Raw genomic sequence first — 17,099 nt, forward strand, 5'->3', positions numbered from 1 at the left:
TGTTTTATAGCATAGAGTGCATATTTAAATCGAAATATGCACTTTTTTTATAGGTTAAAAAAAATCCCCCTATAGAGGGGGAAAGTATTTAAATTTTTAGTCGAGAGGATTGCCGATAATATTACTGATGATCCCTTGCATGATGTGAGTACCTTGTTCCTGATATAAAGATTCATACCACTCTTGGGTGATTTTCGGGTCTTTCATGTGTGTCACATCGCAACGTTTTCGGGCTCTTAACACCATTTCCTTAGTACGATCATTGCGTTTGTTTTGATAGCGGTTTAAAGCATCTTCCAATCCAAAAGTATTGATTTGTAATGCACGAGCAAGATAAATCGCATCTTCCATGGCTTGGCAGCCACCTTGTCCAATATCTGGAGTAGTGCTATGAGCGGCGTCACCTAAGAGCACTACACGTCCTTTATAGAAATTCATAAAAGGCTCGATATCATGAATCTCGACACGATTGGTTTTTTTCTCATCTAAACGCTCAATGAGTTTTTGTACTGGTTCACACCAACCACTAAAATGCATTTTAAGGTCTTGCTTATAATATTCACGCTGATTTGACAGTCCCGCTTCAAGCGGCACATCAAAGAAGAAATAGAAACGATTTTGTGCAACGGGCATGAGTGATACACGTTTACCTTCACCAATATATGTGGTCCATTGCACGGCTGGTGCAATCTGCTCATCAATATCAACCAAGCCATTCCAATTTACATAGCCAGCATAGCGACGTTCAACTTGATGGCCCAATACAAACTGCCGCGTAAGTGAATGTGTACCATCTGCACCAATCAATAGATCGGCTGTAATCTGCGAATCATCCTGAAAATGTATGGTGACATCATTTTGATGAGCTTCAATTGCAGTCATTTTCATACCGAGTTTGATATCTTCCAGACCAAATTGCTGCATTAATAATTGTTGTAGATCAGCTCGAGCGACAGGATAGGCACGTTGTCCTACTTCTTTATATAAAGGTAACAAACTAAATTGGGTCATGGTTTGTTGGTTAAGACCATCAAGATATGCCAAAGACTCCATTTGTCCACCTAGTTTCTGGATTTGATCCGTTAAACCAAGATAGTTGAGACATTTAACACCATTTGACCAAAGTGAGATGGCAGCACCAACAGGCAATATTTCGGATGCTTGCTCATAGATTGTGACTTGATGACCAAATTTTTTTAAAGCGATACCAGCAGTTAAACCGCCCATACCTGCACCTACAATCGCGATATTCATTGTTCAGATCCTAAGTATTTAAATAAGTTTCTAAACCGTTCTAAGCGAGAAGTGTGCCAATTTTATTAACTGGTTTTACTGGTCATACCAGTAATATTGCTCCATTAAAAAGCAATCTTAAAAAGGTGGTATTGATGTGGTTCAAAGTATGGACAAAAAAGTAGTGCATAGCACTAAAAATTTGGAATTTATGATTATATTGCGCTGTTATGTCTGGAAAAATACACACCAGCACGCTGTGCGGCACCAATAATATGTGCTTGCATAGCTTTTTCAGCTGCTGCTGAGTCCTGATTAAATAAAGCTTGCAGAATTAATTCATGTTCATGAATGGTTTTAAATGCCAGATTGGGTTGAACAAAGGGCAGGATCTGACTCTTTTTAATCCAGTCGGTATGTATTTTAAGTGTTTGAATAATTGATTGATTATGACTAAGTTCAATAATATGTTGATGAAATGCATAATCAAATTCAGAGGCTGCTTGCCAGTTTTGTTCTTTGATTGCACTCGCTAATGATTGGTAATGTTGCTGTAAGATGGACTTATCGTCTTCAGTTAAATACTCACATGCGAGAAGTGCGCAAAAACTTTCTAGTACATAGCGTAATTGATAGAAATCTTTAAGTGATACACGATGTTCACCATCCCATTGTTCTGCCGCTTGGCTATGCTGTGAAATAACGTAAACACCTTTGCCTGCTTTGATTTCTAATAGACCTAAAGCGGCGAGGCGGGTTAATGCTTCACGTAAAGAAGCACGGCTGATTCCTAATTGAATGGCAAGCTCACGTTGTGAGGGTAAAGCAGACCCGACTGCATAAGTATTTTGTTGAATGCGTTGATAAATGATTTCCACCGCTTGCTCAGTCACCTGAGATGATTTTCCGTTGAGCATAGCTTGTGGGCTCATAAGCAACACACCATAAATATATAAATAAATAATTTGATTCTACACAAAATTTATCTATTTGTTGGTGCACGTGCTTAAAATTAGCCGTATTTTTAATAACAGATCAGACCAGTTGAACTGGATATTACGTTATTGAATAAGGATAAAAAGTTTAAGAATGATTAATGACAATATGTATTGCTGAAACTTCAGAACGGTCAGAGACTATTTATCTCTGACCGTACACAGTAATTTTAATACTTTCCGTTGAAGTTTGCGCTAATTCTTTGTTTTAAATATTCTTTAGCTGTAATGGCCGGATATTTCTTTTGTGGTCCTTCAATGATCATATCTTCATTGGCTTGGCAGAAGAACGCCAAACTATAACGTGCTCCTTGATATTCATTTGTTTCAGGATTTTTAACACGATGAAAATTAGAAGGCAGTTGATCATCGCTCCAACGCGTGAGCATATCACCGATATTACAGGTAATTACATCATCACGTGGCTCAATGCTGGTCCATTGCTGTTGTTCCATATCTTTACCCGGACAAACTTGCAGGCCACCTTGTCCTTTACGTTGGAACAGTAGCGTTAAACAGTCAAAATCTGTATGCGCTCCTGCACGCCATAGACCTAATTGATCTTTAAGAGCAGGATCAATTGCATAGTAGTGCAGCATTCTTAAGGTACTTTGGTAGCTTTCTTGATCAGGGTCATGAGCAAGAGTAAAGAAGTTATCGGCAAAGCCTAGTTTATAAGCAAAGCAAGATAAAATTTTCATGCCGACTTGCCAGCATGCATGTTCAAACTCCAACATGGTATCTTTAAAATTAGGTAATTCCTGTTGACTAGGATAAAGACCTTCCATACGTGGGCGGGTAATTTGATAAGACTCTTTTTGGTCTGGTGTGCTGGTCGATGGACGAACCTGTGCCTTACTTTCCCAACCTGCATTGCGATTGAGTGGGTAGCGAGCTTTAATCGATTCTGGCAGATTAAAAAACTGTTGTGTCATTTCAAATGCAGTTTGAATCTGCTCAAGTGGAATGCCATGATTCGATACTTGAAAGAAACCAATATCGGTAGCTGCTGACCAGAGTTGGTCCGCAATTTCATATTTACGTTGTTCAAAATTTGATAAGTCAATGACCCGCACTTCCCGTTCAAAGGTCTCTTGACCAAAAGCTCCCATACGAGCTTCTTTTTGCAGTTCTTCTAAGCTGTAGTCATTTTTAGCTACTGGAGTCATATTGGCGCTATTCATATTTCAACCTCATATTTTGGATAATCGTGACCCAATCAAATAGATTGATATAGATGGGTCACATTCAAAAAAGAGCCACACGTTCTTAATAAAAGATAACTTTATGTAAAGAACATGAGCTGTTTTCTGAGCAATGACCCACATAGCAATTGATATTACTACTATGCTGAACGCTTCTACTCTGACATAGAGCATGTAGCACTTTTTGTGCCAATTTCTAAGGATAGGTTATGAAGTTGGGATGGGGAGAGCAATATTACATTTATAGAGGAATCAGCGATGAATAATCAAAAAGCTTTTATTCTAGAAAAGCACCTGTGAAGTGCATGAATGATGACCTAGTGCACCACTAAGCCGCATATAAAACAAATTAATTAACGCAGTTTATTCATCTAGGCATGTTTAAAAATAAGCCCAAATTAGATTATTACTATGAAAAAACAAAATGAAATCAAAATTGGCACAGAGCTTGCTAATTCATTCCTGAGTATAAGCGGTCAGTGTGTAGTAAACATGCGGGACATTGCTCTACAGCGTTTGCTGTTCCTCTTTTGGGGACAAAACCATCTTGGTTTTGAGAGAAATGTGCATTTGATACATTGATTGCCCCCCTAAAAAGAATAGCAAGATAAATCAATACAGATTTAGGGGGCTTATTTATGAATATTCAGCACTATGTAAGCAAAGGGCGACGTACTGTTATTGTGAGTGCATTATTGGGGTTAGGAACAATTTTCAGTTCAACCAGTTATGCTGCCGATAAACTTGTTCTACAAACCACGTGGTATGCACAAGCCGAGCAAGGTGGATATTATCAGGCACTTGCACAAGGGATTTATAAAAAATACGGACTCGATGTCGATATTAAAATTGGTGGGCCACAGGTCAATAATATGACCTTACTATTGTCCAAACGTGCCGACATTATAATTAATTATGATTTACAGGTCTTAAAGGGTATTGAAAGTAATTTTCCAATCAAAGCAGTTGCGGCACCATTTCAGTTTGACCCACAAGGTGTATTAACTCATAGCGATGTAAAGTCGTTGGCGGATTTAAAAGGCAAAACAATTCTTGTTTCAACCAGTGGGCAAGCAAGCTGGTGGCCATGGTTAAAGGGGAAATATAAATTAAATGCAGCGCAGGCTCGCCCTTATACCTTCAATATGCAGCCATTTTTAGCTGGGAAAAATGTGGCACAGCAAGCCTATGCAACCTCTGAAGTCTTTCAGGCAAAAAAAGCAGAACCTTCAAGTAATTTCTTTCTATTTGCTGATGCTGGCTATCCAGCTTATGGCGGTATTTTAGTTACACGTAATGATGTGATTCAAAACAAACCAGATGTTGTGCGTCGTTTTGTTCAGGCATCGATGGAAGGATGGAAAAACTATTTAGCTGATCCTCGATTAGGGAATAGTTTGATTAAAAAAGAAAATCCAAATATGAAAGATGATCTGCTGGCCTTTGCAGTAGGTCAAATGCGCAAACTCAAACTGATTGATGGAGGAGATGCCAAAACTCAAGGAATCGGGGTCATGACCGATGCGCGTTGGAAAGCCACACGAGATTTTATGGTGAACGCTGGTTTGTTAAAAGCTCAAACCAACTTGAAAACTGCTTATACCACACAGTTTGTTAAAACTGCCAAGTAGTCAGGGTTATAGGGTTAAGAAATAAGGCATTCGCGCGGAGGGGAAACTATATGAATTCTGCATTAACAATTGATACTTCTATACATGAATCTCCAAATTTTATTACGCCAATGATTATGGTCAGAGGAGTAGAAAAGACCTATCCAAATGGCACTAATGCTTTACAACGTTTGGATTTAAATATTGCACGTGGTGAGATTGTTTCATTACTTGGACCGTCAGGTTGCGGGAAAAGTACTTTACTGAAAATGTTTGCTGATCTGGAGCAACCTTCTGCGGGACTAGTGCGTTGGAATGGCAAGGCCGAGATCCAATCACAATGCAAAATGGCAATGGTCTTTCAAGAAGCAACCCTGATGCCTTGGGCTAATATTGCAGAAAATGTACGCTTACCTTTGGATTTGCAGCATATTTCGAAATCAACTAGTACACCAAAAGTTACGGCCGTGTTAAAGGCCGTTGGTTTAGAAAACTTTAGTCGGGCTTATCCACGCGAACTTTCGGGAGGTATGCAAATGCGTGCCTCTTTGGCTCGTGCATTAGTGACTGAACCAGATTTACTGTTAATGGATGAACCCTTCGGAGCTTTAGATGAATTTACTCGTCATAAACTTGACAGTGATATTCGTCAATTATGGTCTGAGCGAGATTTAACGGTGGTTTTTGTCACTCATAGCATCTATGAGGCAGTGTATTTATCTTCTCGGGTCATTGTGATGGGGGCACGACCAGGACGTGTGGTGGCTGATCTAGAAATTGAGGGGCCTTATGTGCGTGATGAAGCTTTTCGTAGTTCTGAAGTCTTTATTCAACAATGTTCACATCTATCCCAAGTATTAGCTGAGGCAAGCGGAGGGCATAGTCATGATTAAACCATTAATGGAACATCCAAAGGTACAACGTATTGCAGCTCCACTAGGGTTAGGTCTGATTTTCCTACTAGTTTGGCAGTTGAGTTTTCAACAGCTTGAAGTACCTGTATATGTCGTACCAAAACCCAGCGATATTGTTATGGCAATGATTAAAGAGTCCAGTGTGTTATTTGGAAGCTTGTTGATCACACTAAAAATTACCTTATTGGCTTTTGTCTGTGCTGTAGTCATTGGCACCTTGATCGCTTTCGTCTTTGTACAAAGCCGTGTAGTAGAAGCCTGTTTCATGCCTTATGCCATTTTATTTCAGGTGACTCCAATTGTCGCTATTGCCCCTCTGGTGATTATCTGGATTCAAAATACAACATTAGCATTAGTCGTTTGTGCCATGTTAGTTGCAGTATTTCCAATATTGACTAACACCACTTTAGGTTTACGTAGCGTCAACAAAGGTTTACTTAATCTTTTTCAGATCAATAAAGCCAGTCGTTGGCAAATTTTAATGCGCTTACGTGTGCCGAATGCTTTGCCTTATTTCTTTGGTGGGTTGCGTATTTCTTCTGGTTTGGCACTTATTGGCGCCGTGGTTTCCGAGTTTGTGGCTGGAGCTGGTGGGACTAGTGCAGGTTTGGCTTACCAAATTTTGCAAGCAGGTTTTCAGCTCGATTTACCATTAATGTTTGCCGCACTATTTCTTATCACGTGCACAGGCTTGGGTTTATTTGTGCTGATGTCTTTATTAAGTCATTTCTTTTTAAATAAATGGCATGAGAGTGAACAAGTATGAGTCATGATCTTTCAAATAATGGTTCTTTAAATCATCGCTATTTAATCAAAAATGCTTATGCCATTCTGACAGGGTTATCGGGGGATGCAGCACGTTCTTCATTTACTGATATCCGTATTCAAGACGGTAAAATTATTGAATTGGGACAACTGACCGCTCAATCGAATGAACAAATTATCGATGCGAAAGACTGTGTAATTTATCCAGCTTGGATAAATACTCATCATCATTTATTTCAATCTTTATTGAAGGGCGAACCACAAGGTTTAAATCAAAACCTAACCTCATGGCTTGCCAGTACGCCATACCGATTTCGTGGTGCATTCGATGAAGCTACATTTCGGGTGGCAGTACGTATCGGATTAATTGAATTATTACGGTCAGGTTGTGCAACAGTAGCGGATCATCATTATCTTTACTGGCCACAAATGCCGTTCGATGGGGCTGCGATTTTATTTGATGAAGCTGAAAAGTTAGGCATGCGTTTTGTGTTATGCCGAGGTGGCGCAACTCTAACGCGTGGCTTAGAAAGCGAATTACCGCAAGCATTACGTCCTGAGAAATTTGAAGACTATATGGAGGATATAGAACTCCTAGTACAGCGATATCATCAACCAAGTTCCGATGCATTCCGGAAAATTGTGATGGCACCCACCACAGCTTTGCATTCGACCACTGCACAGCAATTAAGAGAAAGCGCCAAGATTGCTAGACAATTCGGTATCCGCATGCATAGCCATTTATCTGAAACAGTAGATTATCTGGATGCGGCTAGAGCTAAATTTGGTATGACACCTGTACAGTTTTGTGCAGAGCAGGATTGGGTTGGAAGCGATGTCTGGTTTGCCCATTTGGTTAAGCTATTACCTGAAGAAATACAGCTGTTGGGTCAAACACAAACAGGGATTGCACATTGTCCTCAGAGTAATGCACGTTTGGGGAGTGGTATTGCCGATCTTGTCAGTTTAGAACAAGCGGGTATGACCATTTCGATTGGAGTAGATGGTGCGGGCTCGAATGAAGCCGCAGATATGTTATCTGAAACCCATGCTGCATGGTTGTTACAACGGGCCAGAAAGGGCATGTCGGCTCTACCTCAATATGAGGGTGGGTTATTTGAAGGAGGAGCAGATGCTGCAAGTATTGAGGATATCATTCGTTGGGGAACTTTAGGTGGAGCTAAGATTTTAGGTTTAGATCAAGTGGGTTCAATTGAGGTTGGACAACAGGCAGATTTAGTGGCTTATCAATTAGATGATCCGCGTTATTTCGGCTTACATGATATGGCGATTGGCCCTGTGGCAAGTGGTGGGAGAGCACATATTAAAGCCATGTTTGTGGCTGGAAAAATGGTGGTGGAAAATGATCAAATTCCTGATGTTGATATGATGGAATTAGCTTGGCAAGCGAAGCAATCGGTGAAACTGTTGCAGCAGCGTAGTGTCGAAATGGCGAAAATAGCCTAACTTAGATATGTGATTAGACTATGATATTAATAGCTTTAAGTTTATTTTAAATTAAAGGGAGGCGGTAATCATACCGCCAAAATATCAAAGAAGTTTAATCGGCAAATTAAGTATCACCTGAGCATCTTCAACAACATCTAGACGTAAAATTTTTGAAGCACCTAATTCATTTAGCAATGTAGTTAAAGGCCCCTCATTTTTCTCGAGTTGAACATTCTTTGGAAAAAGCTTTTGCGCAAAAGAAAGAATGTTGGACTGAACCTCTGTCTGGTGCCATTTCCCATCAACTACATGGAGCATAGTTGCTTTATTAATATGTGTTTCAGAATCAACATGTTTTAAAGTCGGTACAGCGGTCTTTAAGCTTAAATCCAATTTGCCATTAACATCAAAAATATCGGCTTGCACTTCTTTTGAGTTAATGTTGACGTCAATTTTAGTTAACCATTTTGGTAGCTGGTAACCATATACACCACGCACTCTGGCGATTTCAGTATCAACAGGCAAAGCTAAAACATGAGCATAAAAATGACGTTGACGCATCGATTTCATTAACTCTGCAATATGTGAACCACGAGCATTAGGCTTACGGACAACAATCGCAATCGACACTTCGTTATAAGGGTCATTGTCACAAACAGAATAGGTAAAAAACGTAACAGCAACCAACCCGTAACCCGGAAATGGTTGTAATGGCGTTAAGTCAGCAGGAAGTTTTGCTTTAATTCGCTTAATAGGTGCAAGCATGAGCAGTTGTACATTTGCACTACGATAATAAAAGTTGGGTGCCCAAACAGGACCTACTCGGGATTCCACAATTTTTTTAGGTATATGACGGAAAAAATCGATGTTGCCAACAGCAGGATCTTGCGCGACTTCATCTAAATCGGGGGTCATTCTGAAACGGTCATAATAACCGCCTTTGGGTACTTTGACTTTTTGTTGCCCAAATTCAACTTCAGTAAACTGTTGTTTTGTATTCATGAAAGTTCACCTTTACATTAATTGACCGAGTAGCTAATGCTGTATATTTCAAGACGTGTTAATTTAGAATCAATACAGAAATTATAAGATTAAAGCTAACTTTAAGGTCAAGTCTTTAATTTTGAGGTGTAAAGTCTTTGACATTTAACAGAAATAAAATAAAAACAATTAAAGATTAAAAAGATACAATGTCGCCTAGCGTCTTCATATAAATTTTATTTTTAAAAGACGATTAAGATAGTTGACCTTAAAGTTAACTTTAAACTTAGTATAAATATTCAATCCTTTATAACGAATCAACAAGCAGTTTTTCACCAGGAGAACAAAGATGGGATATGTAACCACAAAAGACGGCGTAGAAATTTTCTATAAAGATTGGGGACCACGTGATGCCCAAGTTTTATTTTTTCATCATGGATGGCCTTTAAGTTCAGATGATTGGGACACACAGTTGCTTTTTTTCCTTAAAGAAGGTTTTCGTGTAGTTGCTCATGATAGACGGGGACATGGACGTTCAAGTCAGGTGTGGGATGGTCACGATATGGACCACTACGCAGATGACGTTGCAGAAGTGGTTAAACATCTGAATATTAAAAATGCAATTCACATTGGCCACTCAACGGGCGGTGGTGAAGTAGCTCATTATATTGCACGTCATGGCCAAGACAATGTTAAGAAAGCTGTTCTTGTCAGTGCAGTTCCGCCACTGATGGTTAAAACTGAAAATAATCCTGAAGGTTTACCAAAAGAAGTTTTTGATGATCTGCAAAATCAGGTTCTCACCAACCGTGCGCAATTTTTCCGAGATCTTCCATCTGGTCCGTTCTATGGTTTTAACCGACCAGATGCGAAACCATCTGAAGGCATCATCTCTAACTGGTGGCGTCAGGGCATGACGGGTAGTGCCAAAGCACATTACGATGGTATTGTGGCGTTCTCACAAACTGACTTTACCGAAGATTTAAAGAAAATCACCATTCCTGTTTTAGTGTTGCATGGTGATGACGATCAGATCGTGCCTTATAAAACGTCTGGCGTAAAATCTGCTGAGTTACTTCAAAATAGCCAACTCAAGATCTATCCGGGTTTTTCTCACGGTATGTTAACTGTAAACCATGAAGTGATTAATGCTGACTTGTTGACGTTTATTCGCGAATAATTTAAAGCTTTAAAGTTTAAAAAAGAGGCCTATTAAGTGCCTCTTTTTTTATTTATAAGTAAATGAAATTGAAAGTAATAAATATAGAAATGCTAAAAGGTGTTGACATTAAAGTTGGCTTTAATCTTAAAGTAAAGCCATACTGAATGAGGTCATTCCAATGAAAGTGTTCGAAAAATTAGTATTCCCAAATGGCTCGTATGTTCCGAACCGTATTGCTAAAGCGGCAATGGAAGAAAACATGGCTGATTTAAACCACGCACCATCAGAAGAATTAATGCGTTTATATCAAGCTTGGGCAAATGGTGGTGTCGGTCTAATCATTACTGGAAATGTGATGGTAGACCGCCGAGCGATGACTGGACCGGGCGGCGTAGTGCTTGAAGATGAAAAGCATCTGGATACTTTTAAAAAATGGGCACAAATTGGTCGTTCAAAAGGCGCTCAGATTTGGCTTCAAATTAACCATCCGGGGCGTCAAATGCAAGCGAACCTTGGTCAGCAGACTTGGGCGCCATCTGCTATTTCACTTGATCTTGGCAAAATGTCAAATCGCTTTAATACGCCAATTGAAATGACTGAATCTATGATTGCCGAGGTGATTCAGCGTTTTGCAAACACGGCGCGTTTAAGTGAAAAAGCAGGGTTTACTGGTGTAGAAATTCATGCAGCACATGGTTACTTATTAAGCCAGTTTCTTTCACCGCTCAGCAATAAACGCCAAGATCAGTGGGGTGGTTCTTTAGAAAATCGCGCTCGTATTTTAATTGAGATTGTGGAAGCAGTTCGTAAAGTCGTTTCGCCTACGTTTACTGTTGCAGTAAAACTGAACTCAGCCGATTTCCAACGCGGTGGATTTAGCGCTGAAGATGCTCAACAAGTAGTTAAAATGCTAAATGAACACGCTGTAGATTTGGTTGAACTTTCAGGCGGTAGCTATGAAGCACCTGCCATGCAAGGTCAAGCACGTGATGGCCGTACTCTTGCTCGTGAAGCTTATTTTTTAGAATTTGCGCAAGAGATTCGTAAAGTTGCCAAAATGCCTGTTATGGTGACAGGTGGTATACGCCGTAAACAAGTGGCAGAAAAAGTAGTTGAAAGCGGTGTAGATATGGTCGGTATTGCCACAGCTCTAGCGATTGAACCTAATTTGCCAAATGCTTGGAAACAAGGCCAGAATCTTACTCCTGAATTAAAACCGATTACTTGGAAGAACAAAACACTTGCTTCACTTGCCAATATGGCAGTGGTTAAATTCCAGTTACGTAATTTAAGCTCTGGTAAAAAAACAAAACCAAATGTTTCACCAGCTTGGGCTTTAATTTTGCAACAATCAGCAATATCATGCCGTACCCGCCAATACAAAAAAGGCATGCGTGACTATTCATTTGCTTCTTAATAAGTGAGTTGTGTTATGACAAATCCTAACGATTCAAACTGGATAATTTATGGAGCAAATGGCTACACGGGCGAGTTAATCGCTCGTGAAGCTGTACGCCAAGGTCTAAAACCAACTCTGGCTGGTCGTAACAAAGCTAAGGTTGAAACATTAGCTCAGGAGCTAGGACTCGACTATAAAGCTTTTGGGCTTGATAACGTAGATGCAGTAAGTGAACAACTCCAAGGCTTTAAATTGATGATGCACTGTGCAGGGCCATTTTCAGCAACATCAAAACCCATGATGGAAGCTTGTATAAAGGCTGGTGCTCACTATCTAGATATTACTGGTGAAATCGCTGTATTTGAATTGGCACAGTCACTTAACAGCCAAGCTGAAAAAGCCGATATAGTGCTTTGTCCGGGTGTCGGTTTCGATGTGATCCCGACAGATTGTGTCGCTGCCGCGCTCAAAGAAGCATTGCCAGATGCGACACATTTAGCGCTTGGTTTTGACTCTAGAACAGGGTTTTCACCGGGTACTGCTAAAACAAGTACAGAAGGCATGGCCGAAGGTGGAAAAATTCGTAAAAACGGAAAAATTATCACCGTTCCATTAGCCCATTATGTGCGTACCATTGATTTTGGTGATGGTAAAAAAAGTGCCATGAGTGTTCCGTGGGGAGACGTATCTACAGCTTTCTATACAACAGGTATTCCAAACATTGAAGTATTTGTACCTGCATTTCCCAAAATGATTATGGGCGCGAAAATGATGAACTATTTACGCCCAGTATTAAAAATTAATGCTGTGCAGAAGTTTATTAAGTCGCGTATTGAAAAGACAGTTGTTGGGCCAAATGAGGAACTTCGCGCAAAAGTACCCACCTATGTTTGGGGTGAAGCAAGAAATATGCGTGGGGAAATCAAAACCGCCCGTATCCAAACGGAAAACGCTTATAGCCTTACCGTAAATGGTTCACTGACTGTAGTGAATTATTTGCTCAAAAATACCGTTAAGGGTGGTACATACACACCTGCAAAATTGATGGGTTATAAGCTAGTGACCGAACTACCGGGTTCTGGTCCACTGGTCATTAATTAATAAAGTCTTTATTAAAACAGCACATTTATTGATGGTCCCGAGTAAGGTTTTCACTATCAAAAGATTGGCTGATTTTTTTCTATAGTATTTGCATGAAAAAACGAATTACAGCGTTGGTCCGTAATTTGTTTTTTTAGATTTATAGATTGATGCTTAAACGCTTTGGTTACTTAGTTGATACCAGTACCCATCTATACAACGCGAGAGTGATTAACTCTAATTGAAATTATGGTGTTTTTGCGTTGTCAAAATAGAGATTCATCAGACGTTCTGCATTTTGCTCACATGTAATTTCATCTGGTTTGTTATTAATAGCTTCAATCATGGTATGTAAGTTTTGCTTACTGACTTTTAGCTTCTGTTCTAAAAGTTCTATTTCCTGAATTTTGGTTTCAATCGTTTGAATGAGAGCATCATGGTCCCAAGCGACAACTTTCGATGGCAAAAATGCTTTAATTTCTGCTAAAGAAAAACCGACTTGTTGAGCTTGCTGGATTAAAGAAAGTTGTTTCAAATCGTTATCGGAATATTCACGATAGCCATTCGATTTTCTTTTGGCTTTAGGCAAGAGTTTAATTTGCTCGTAATAACGAATAGTAGGGGTACTTAAACCACTTAATTTCGATAACTCGCTAATATTCATAGCTACATACTCTCTTGACATTCAAGCTAACTTTAGACTTATAGTAACACAAAAGCAAGGTTCATAACTTTACCAAGCACACACTTTCAGTAACAACTTTCTATGCTTTGATAGACGAAAGAATAGAATTATAAATATGAAAAATGAGGTGAGAAAATGTCTAAACGCATATTACACGTCGTGACCAATGTTTCACGTTATAAGGATGTAGATCAACAAACAGGACTGTGGTTAGGTGAGCTCACCCATGCCTATGATGAGTTTGAAAAACAAGGTTATGTGCAAGATATTGTGAGTCCAAATGGCGGAAAAACTCCAATTGAACCAAAATCGCTTGTGCCTTTAGTGGCAGATAAATCTGTTAAAGACCGAGAAAAAGATCAGGCTTTTATTACGCTGCTGGCAAATACCTTTAAGCCTTCCGATATTAATTGGCAAGACTATGACGTGATCTATTACACAGGTGGTCATGGTGTGATGTGGGATTTTTTAGATAATCCTGAACTTCAAGAAATCACCAAAAATATTTATGAAAAAGGCGGCATTGTTTCGAGTGTTTGTCATGGCTATTGTGGCTTGCTCAATGTCAGACTTTCAAATGGTGAACGACTTATAAAAGATAAAAAGTTAACAGGCTTTGCATGGAGTGAAGAGGTTTTGGCAGGGGTGGCAAAAAAAGTGCCGTACAATGCCGAAGAGTTAGCGAAAGAATATGGCGCTCGTTATGAAAAGGCTTTTATTCCTTTTGCACCATACGTCGTTCAAGACGGCAAATTAATTACAGGTCAAAACCCTTTTTCAGCTAAAAAGACGGCTTTAGCGATAATAGAAGAGCTAGAAAAGTCATAATTTAATAATTCAAATATAAACCCTAAAAGTAAGACCAGCGATGGGCTTGCTTTTAGGGTTTTTAAATAAATGGATTGATCCTACGAAGTTAAATTTAAGGAACAATCACAAAATCAGGGTTTGCTATTGCAAAAACTGCTTCACGGTCTGCAACTGGTGGATAAATCCAGACAGTATTAATTTCCTGTTTAATTTTTTTCGCTTCTTCACGCACAAATTGAACTTGTCGATCCCAACCTTCGGTATAAAGTGCACCCCAAGGACCTAAGTCAACACAAGTTACATATTTTGGTTGGCTGTATGGATGAAGGGGTAAATCAACCAATTCTGCCGCAGCGTTATAACCCGCTACACGGCCTAAGCTCATAGCATGCTGACACGACATCACGTTAAAATTACCTAAATCATCGGTTGGAACTTTTACAGTGTCGCCAGTCACAAAAATGTTTTTTGCTTCAGGTGCATGTAAATAAGCATCCCCAATCAAACGGCACAAATTATCTTTTTCACCAGCAATTTGAGAGGCAAGTGGGTTGGCCCGCATGCCCGCAGTCCAGATCACGGTTTCTGCTTCAATTTTTTCGCCATTAGAAAGTGTCACACCAGTTGCATCAAGTGCAGTCACGCGCAGTCCAGCTTTACCTTCAACACCCAGCTCGTTAAGGGCTTCTCGAATAACTGTAGCGGCTTGGTCACCCATTGCTGCACCAATTTCTGTTGAGGAATCCACTAAAACCACACGGACATCAATTTCACCTAAAATACTACGCAGACGCTCAGGCATTTCGGTCACAGTTTCTAAGCCAGTCAGTCCACCACCAGCAACAACTACAGTATTACGTGCCGCATTTGCAGGTTTATGGGCTAAGTTTTTAAGATGTTGATCTAATTTTTCTGCATCTTCTAGGGTGCTTACGCTAAATCCATATTCGGTAAGACCTGATATCGGGGGCATAAAAGTGGTACTTCCCGTTGCCAGAATAAAACGGTCATAGCTTAAGGATTGTTTGTTGCCATCGATGGTTGAAACTTCGATGGTCTGTTGGGTTGAGTCAATTTTATTTACCCAACCTGCCAGAAATTTAACTCCCACCACACTTAATAACTCTGAAATATCAGGGTTCATGTTTTCAAGCACAGCTTCATAAAGACGAGGACGAATCCCAACATTCGGGCTAGGGGAAACCATCAGCACCTCAATGTTTTGTTCTTGCGACGCTAAGTGAATTGCTCTTTGGGCAGCGAGTGCAGCCCATAAGCCAGCAAAGCCAGAACCTGCAATAATAATACGCTTACTCATTTGATTATCCTTTTGATAGATTTTCGGACATCACATTCCAACTCATCACAAAATTTTGGGTGAGCGAATCCATTCTCTGATTGTCCGAAAAAATCTGAGAAGACATTTAAAAAGGATTAAGGGTGTTTTATGTTAGGGTGCGAACCCCTACCAACTTATTAGTCGGGGACATCCCGCGATATTTTACTTTTACGCATTTTTGCTGTTCTTCCTTCAATGCGTTCATTGATCCAGCCATTTACATTACTAAAAAACACGTCAGGTGCATAACGGCCAAAACGGTCTGCAATATCGCCAAGTGTATGAGCACCTAAAGCATCTCGCATGGCTTTTTCGGCTTGTAGCATGACTGCATGTACTGCGCACACACCACTGGTTGCCCAATCGGGTGGGGCATTGTTAAAAACTGCACATTTTCCACGAACTTCTTGGCACTCAAAAAGTGGTTTTTCACCCTCAATTGCATTCACGATATCTAAAAAACTGATTTCGTGAGCAGATCGAGCCAGTAAATATCCACCACGAACACCTTCTTGAGCAATAACGAGACCTGCCTTTTCAAGTTTAGGAAAAATTTTGGCCATAAAACTCGGAGAGACTCCTTGTAATTCGGCAAGATCCTTACTACTTAAAGGTTTATCTTCATTGTTCACAAGAAAAAGAAGACAGTGAATCGCATACTCGACGCTACTAGTGATATAAGCCATTTAATTTCATAATTGATCAATTACAAACACAGACTAATGTAGTCTGTGTTTTAAGTCAACAATAAAACTAAGACAAAGTTAGTCCTAGTTTAAAGAAGGCTATTTAAAAGTGTTAACTATGAATGTATCTGATTGAATAATTTAAATTTTATTAAATAAAAAGATTTTAATAATTTATAAAAAATATTTTATTAAGTTCTCTTAATCCTAAGAATGTCTAACAGGTGTTTAATCAAATAGTTCACCACTTATAAGTAAGATAGATGAAACGGGATAGGCATTTATCATTTATTTATAGAGTTATTTAAATTATATTTACGTAGATTGTTTTACTTAAAATATTAAATAGCTTTATCTGAATAAAAATATTTTTTATATAGCATGATGAATGAATAAGAGAGTTGTTTTGAAAAGTGAATTTATTATTAGATGTATTTATGCACTTTGCCTTATCGGTGCAGGGTTCAACCATTTACAAACAGTTTTGATGCATGGTTTGTTTTGGGACTATAACAATGCGCCTTTATTTACTTGTATTTATTGGACATCTTTAACGTTTATTGATCTACTTGCTGCAATTCTTCTATTTTATAGACCTCGTATCGGCTTAATTCTAACTTTTCTTATTATATTTAGTGATGTCATTCACAATACTTGGATTACATTAAAGGTAGGGCGAGACTTGTTCAATTATATGTATATTTCCCAATTTTTATTTCTGGTTTTTGTTGTGTGCACAATTAAGTTTCCTTGGAAGGCATATAAGAAAAGTTAAAATTTAAATAT

General features: G+C 39.2%; 16 protein-coding genes. 9 read left to right on the forward strand and 7 right to left on the reverse strand.

The window, feature by feature from the left end; all coding sequences use genetic code 11:
• Nucleotides 1–96: 96 nt before the first annotated feature.
• The 3 genes from hpxO to H7R46_RS08275 form a co-directional block, all read right to left on the reverse strand.
• Complete coding sequence (gene hpxO, locus H7R46_RS08265; RefSeq protein ID WP_005069152.1) at nucleotides 97–1,254, reverse strand: FAD-dependent urate hydroxylase HpxO; 1,158 nt, start codon at nucleotides 1,252–1,254, stop codon at nucleotides 97–99.
• Nucleotides 1,255–1,448: 194 nt separating this feature from the next.
• A complete protein-coding gene (locus tag H7R46_RS08270; RefSeq protein ID WP_002113694.1) occupies nucleotides 1,449–2,165 on the reverse strand; it encodes a FadR/GntR family transcriptional regulator in 717 nt (238 codons plus the stop codon).
• 233 nt (nucleotides 2,166–2,398) lie between these two features.
• Nucleotides 2,399–3,412 (reverse strand): isopenicillin N synthase family dioxygenase, encoded by a 1,014-nt coding sequence (locus H7R46_RS08275; RefSeq protein ID WP_005069155.1) that lies wholly within the window; start codon nucleotides 3,410–3,412, stop codon nucleotides 2,399–2,401.
• Nucleotides 3,413–4,071: 659 nt separating this feature from the next.
• Between H7R46_RS08275 and H7R46_RS08280 the strand changes: the two genes are divergently transcribed.
• The 4 genes from H7R46_RS08280 to H7R46_RS08295 are packed head-to-tail and all read left to right on the forward strand — an operon-like array spanning nucleotide 4,072 to nucleotide 8,189.
• Nucleotides 4,072–5,064 carry an ABC transporter substrate-binding protein gene (locus H7R46_RS08280; RefSeq protein ID WP_182924255.1) on the forward strand — a complete coding sequence of 331 codons (993 nt, stop codon included), beginning with the start codon at nucleotides 4,072–4,074 and terminating at the stop codon, nucleotides 5,062–5,064.
• A 50-nt stretch (nucleotides 5,065–5,114) separates the two neighbouring features.
• Nucleotides 5,115–5,936 (forward strand): ABC transporter ATP-binding protein, encoded by an 822-nt coding sequence (locus H7R46_RS08285; protein ID WP_005069158.1) that lies wholly within the window; start codon nucleotides 5,115–5,117, stop codon nucleotides 5,934–5,936.
• Nucleotides 5,929–6,723, forward strand: coding sequence for an ABC transporter permease (locus H7R46_RS08290; protein ID WP_005069159.1), 795 nt, complete (start codon nucleotides 5,929–5,931; stop codon nucleotides 6,721–6,723). Before H7R46_RS08285 ends, H7R46_RS08290 begins: the two co-directional genes overlap by 8 nt.
• Complete coding sequence (locus tag H7R46_RS08295; protein WP_032012638.1) at nucleotides 6,720–8,189, forward strand: amidohydrolase family protein; 1,470 nt, start codon at nucleotides 6,720–6,722, stop codon at nucleotides 8,187–8,189. The genes H7R46_RS08290 and H7R46_RS08295 overlap by 4 nt, the downstream gene beginning before the upstream one ends.
• Nucleotides 8,190–8,273: 84 nt before the next feature.
• Here the strand turns inward: H7R46_RS08295 and H7R46_RS08300 are convergent, their stop codons facing one another.
• Nucleotides 8,274–9,173: an acetoacetate decarboxylase family protein gene (locus H7R46_RS08300; protein ID WP_005069162.1), complete on the reverse strand. Its 900-nt coding sequence runs from the start codon at nucleotides 9,171–9,173 to the stop codon at nucleotides 8,274–8,276.
• A 328-nt stretch (nucleotides 9,174–9,501) separates the two neighbouring features.
• On the opposite strand from H7R46_RS08300, the gene H7R46_RS08305 reads away from it, so the two are divergent.
• From H7R46_RS08305 to H7R46_RS08315, 3 genes are all read left to right on the forward strand, one after another.
• Nucleotides 9,502–10,332: an alpha/beta fold hydrolase gene (locus H7R46_RS08305; protein ID WP_005069165.1), complete on the forward strand. Its 831-nt coding sequence runs from the start codon at nucleotides 9,502–9,504 to the stop codon at nucleotides 10,330–10,332.
• 160 nt (nucleotides 10,333–10,492) lie between these two features.
• Nucleotides 10,493–11,731: an NADH:flavin oxidoreductase/NADH oxidase family protein gene (locus H7R46_RS08310; RefSeq protein ID WP_005069166.1), complete on the forward strand. Its 1,239-nt coding sequence runs from the start codon at nucleotides 10,493–10,495 to the stop codon at nucleotides 11,729–11,731.
• 15 nt (nucleotides 11,732–11,746) lie between these two features.
• A complete protein-coding gene (locus H7R46_RS08315; RefSeq protein ID WP_005069168.1) occupies nucleotides 11,747–12,814 on the forward strand; it encodes a saccharopine dehydrogenase family protein in 1,068 nt (355 codons plus the stop codon).
• A gap of 226 nt (nucleotides 12,815–13,040) precedes the next feature.
• Here H7R46_RS08315 and H7R46_RS08320 read toward each other — a convergent pair whose 3' ends face one another.
• Nucleotides 13,041–13,457 carry a MerR family transcriptional regulator gene (locus H7R46_RS08320; protein ID WP_005069170.1) on the reverse strand — a complete coding sequence of 139 codons (417 nt, stop codon included), beginning with the start codon at nucleotides 13,455–13,457 and terminating at the stop codon, nucleotides 13,041–13,043.
• 156 nt (nucleotides 13,458–13,613) lie between these two features.
• On the opposite strand from H7R46_RS08320, the gene H7R46_RS08325 reads away from it, so the two are divergent.
• On the forward strand, nucleotides 13,614–14,306 hold the full coding sequence (locus H7R46_RS08325) for a type 1 glutamine amidotransferase domain-containing protein (protein WP_005069171.1): 693 nt from the start codon (nucleotides 13,614–13,616) through the stop codon (nucleotides 14,304–14,306).
• Between the two features lie 94 nt (nucleotides 14,307–14,400).
• On the opposite strand, the gene H7R46_RS08330 is transcribed toward H7R46_RS08325, so the two are convergent.
• Together H7R46_RS08330 and H7R46_RS08335 are read right to left on the reverse strand one after the other, a co-directional pair.
• Nucleotides 14,401–15,606 (reverse strand): NAD(P)/FAD-dependent oxidoreductase, encoded by a 1,206-nt coding sequence (locus H7R46_RS08330; protein ID WP_005069172.1) that lies wholly within the window; start codon nucleotides 15,604–15,606, stop codon nucleotides 14,401–14,403.
• A 158-nt stretch (nucleotides 15,607–15,764) separates the two neighbouring features.
• A complete protein-coding gene (locus H7R46_RS08335) occupies nucleotides 15,765–16,313 on the reverse strand; it encodes an RrF2 family transcriptional regulator (protein ID WP_005069174.1) in 549 nt (182 codons plus the stop codon).
• Between the two features lie 406 nt (nucleotides 16,314–16,719).
• On the opposite strand from H7R46_RS08335, the gene H7R46_RS08340 reads away from it, so the two are divergent.
• Nucleotides 16,720–17,088 carry a hypothetical protein gene (locus H7R46_RS08340; protein ID WP_005069175.1) on the forward strand — a complete coding sequence of 123 codons (369 nt, stop codon included), beginning with the start codon at nucleotides 16,720–16,722 and terminating at the stop codon, nucleotides 17,086–17,088.
• Nucleotides 17,089–17,099: the final 11 nt, after the last annotated feature.

This window comes from Acinetobacter sp. BEC1-S18-ESBL-01, from assembly GCF_014169935.1.
GTDB classification, from domain to species: Bacteria; Pseudomonadota; Gammaproteobacteria; order Pseudomonadales; family Moraxellaceae; genus Acinetobacter; species Acinetobacter pittii.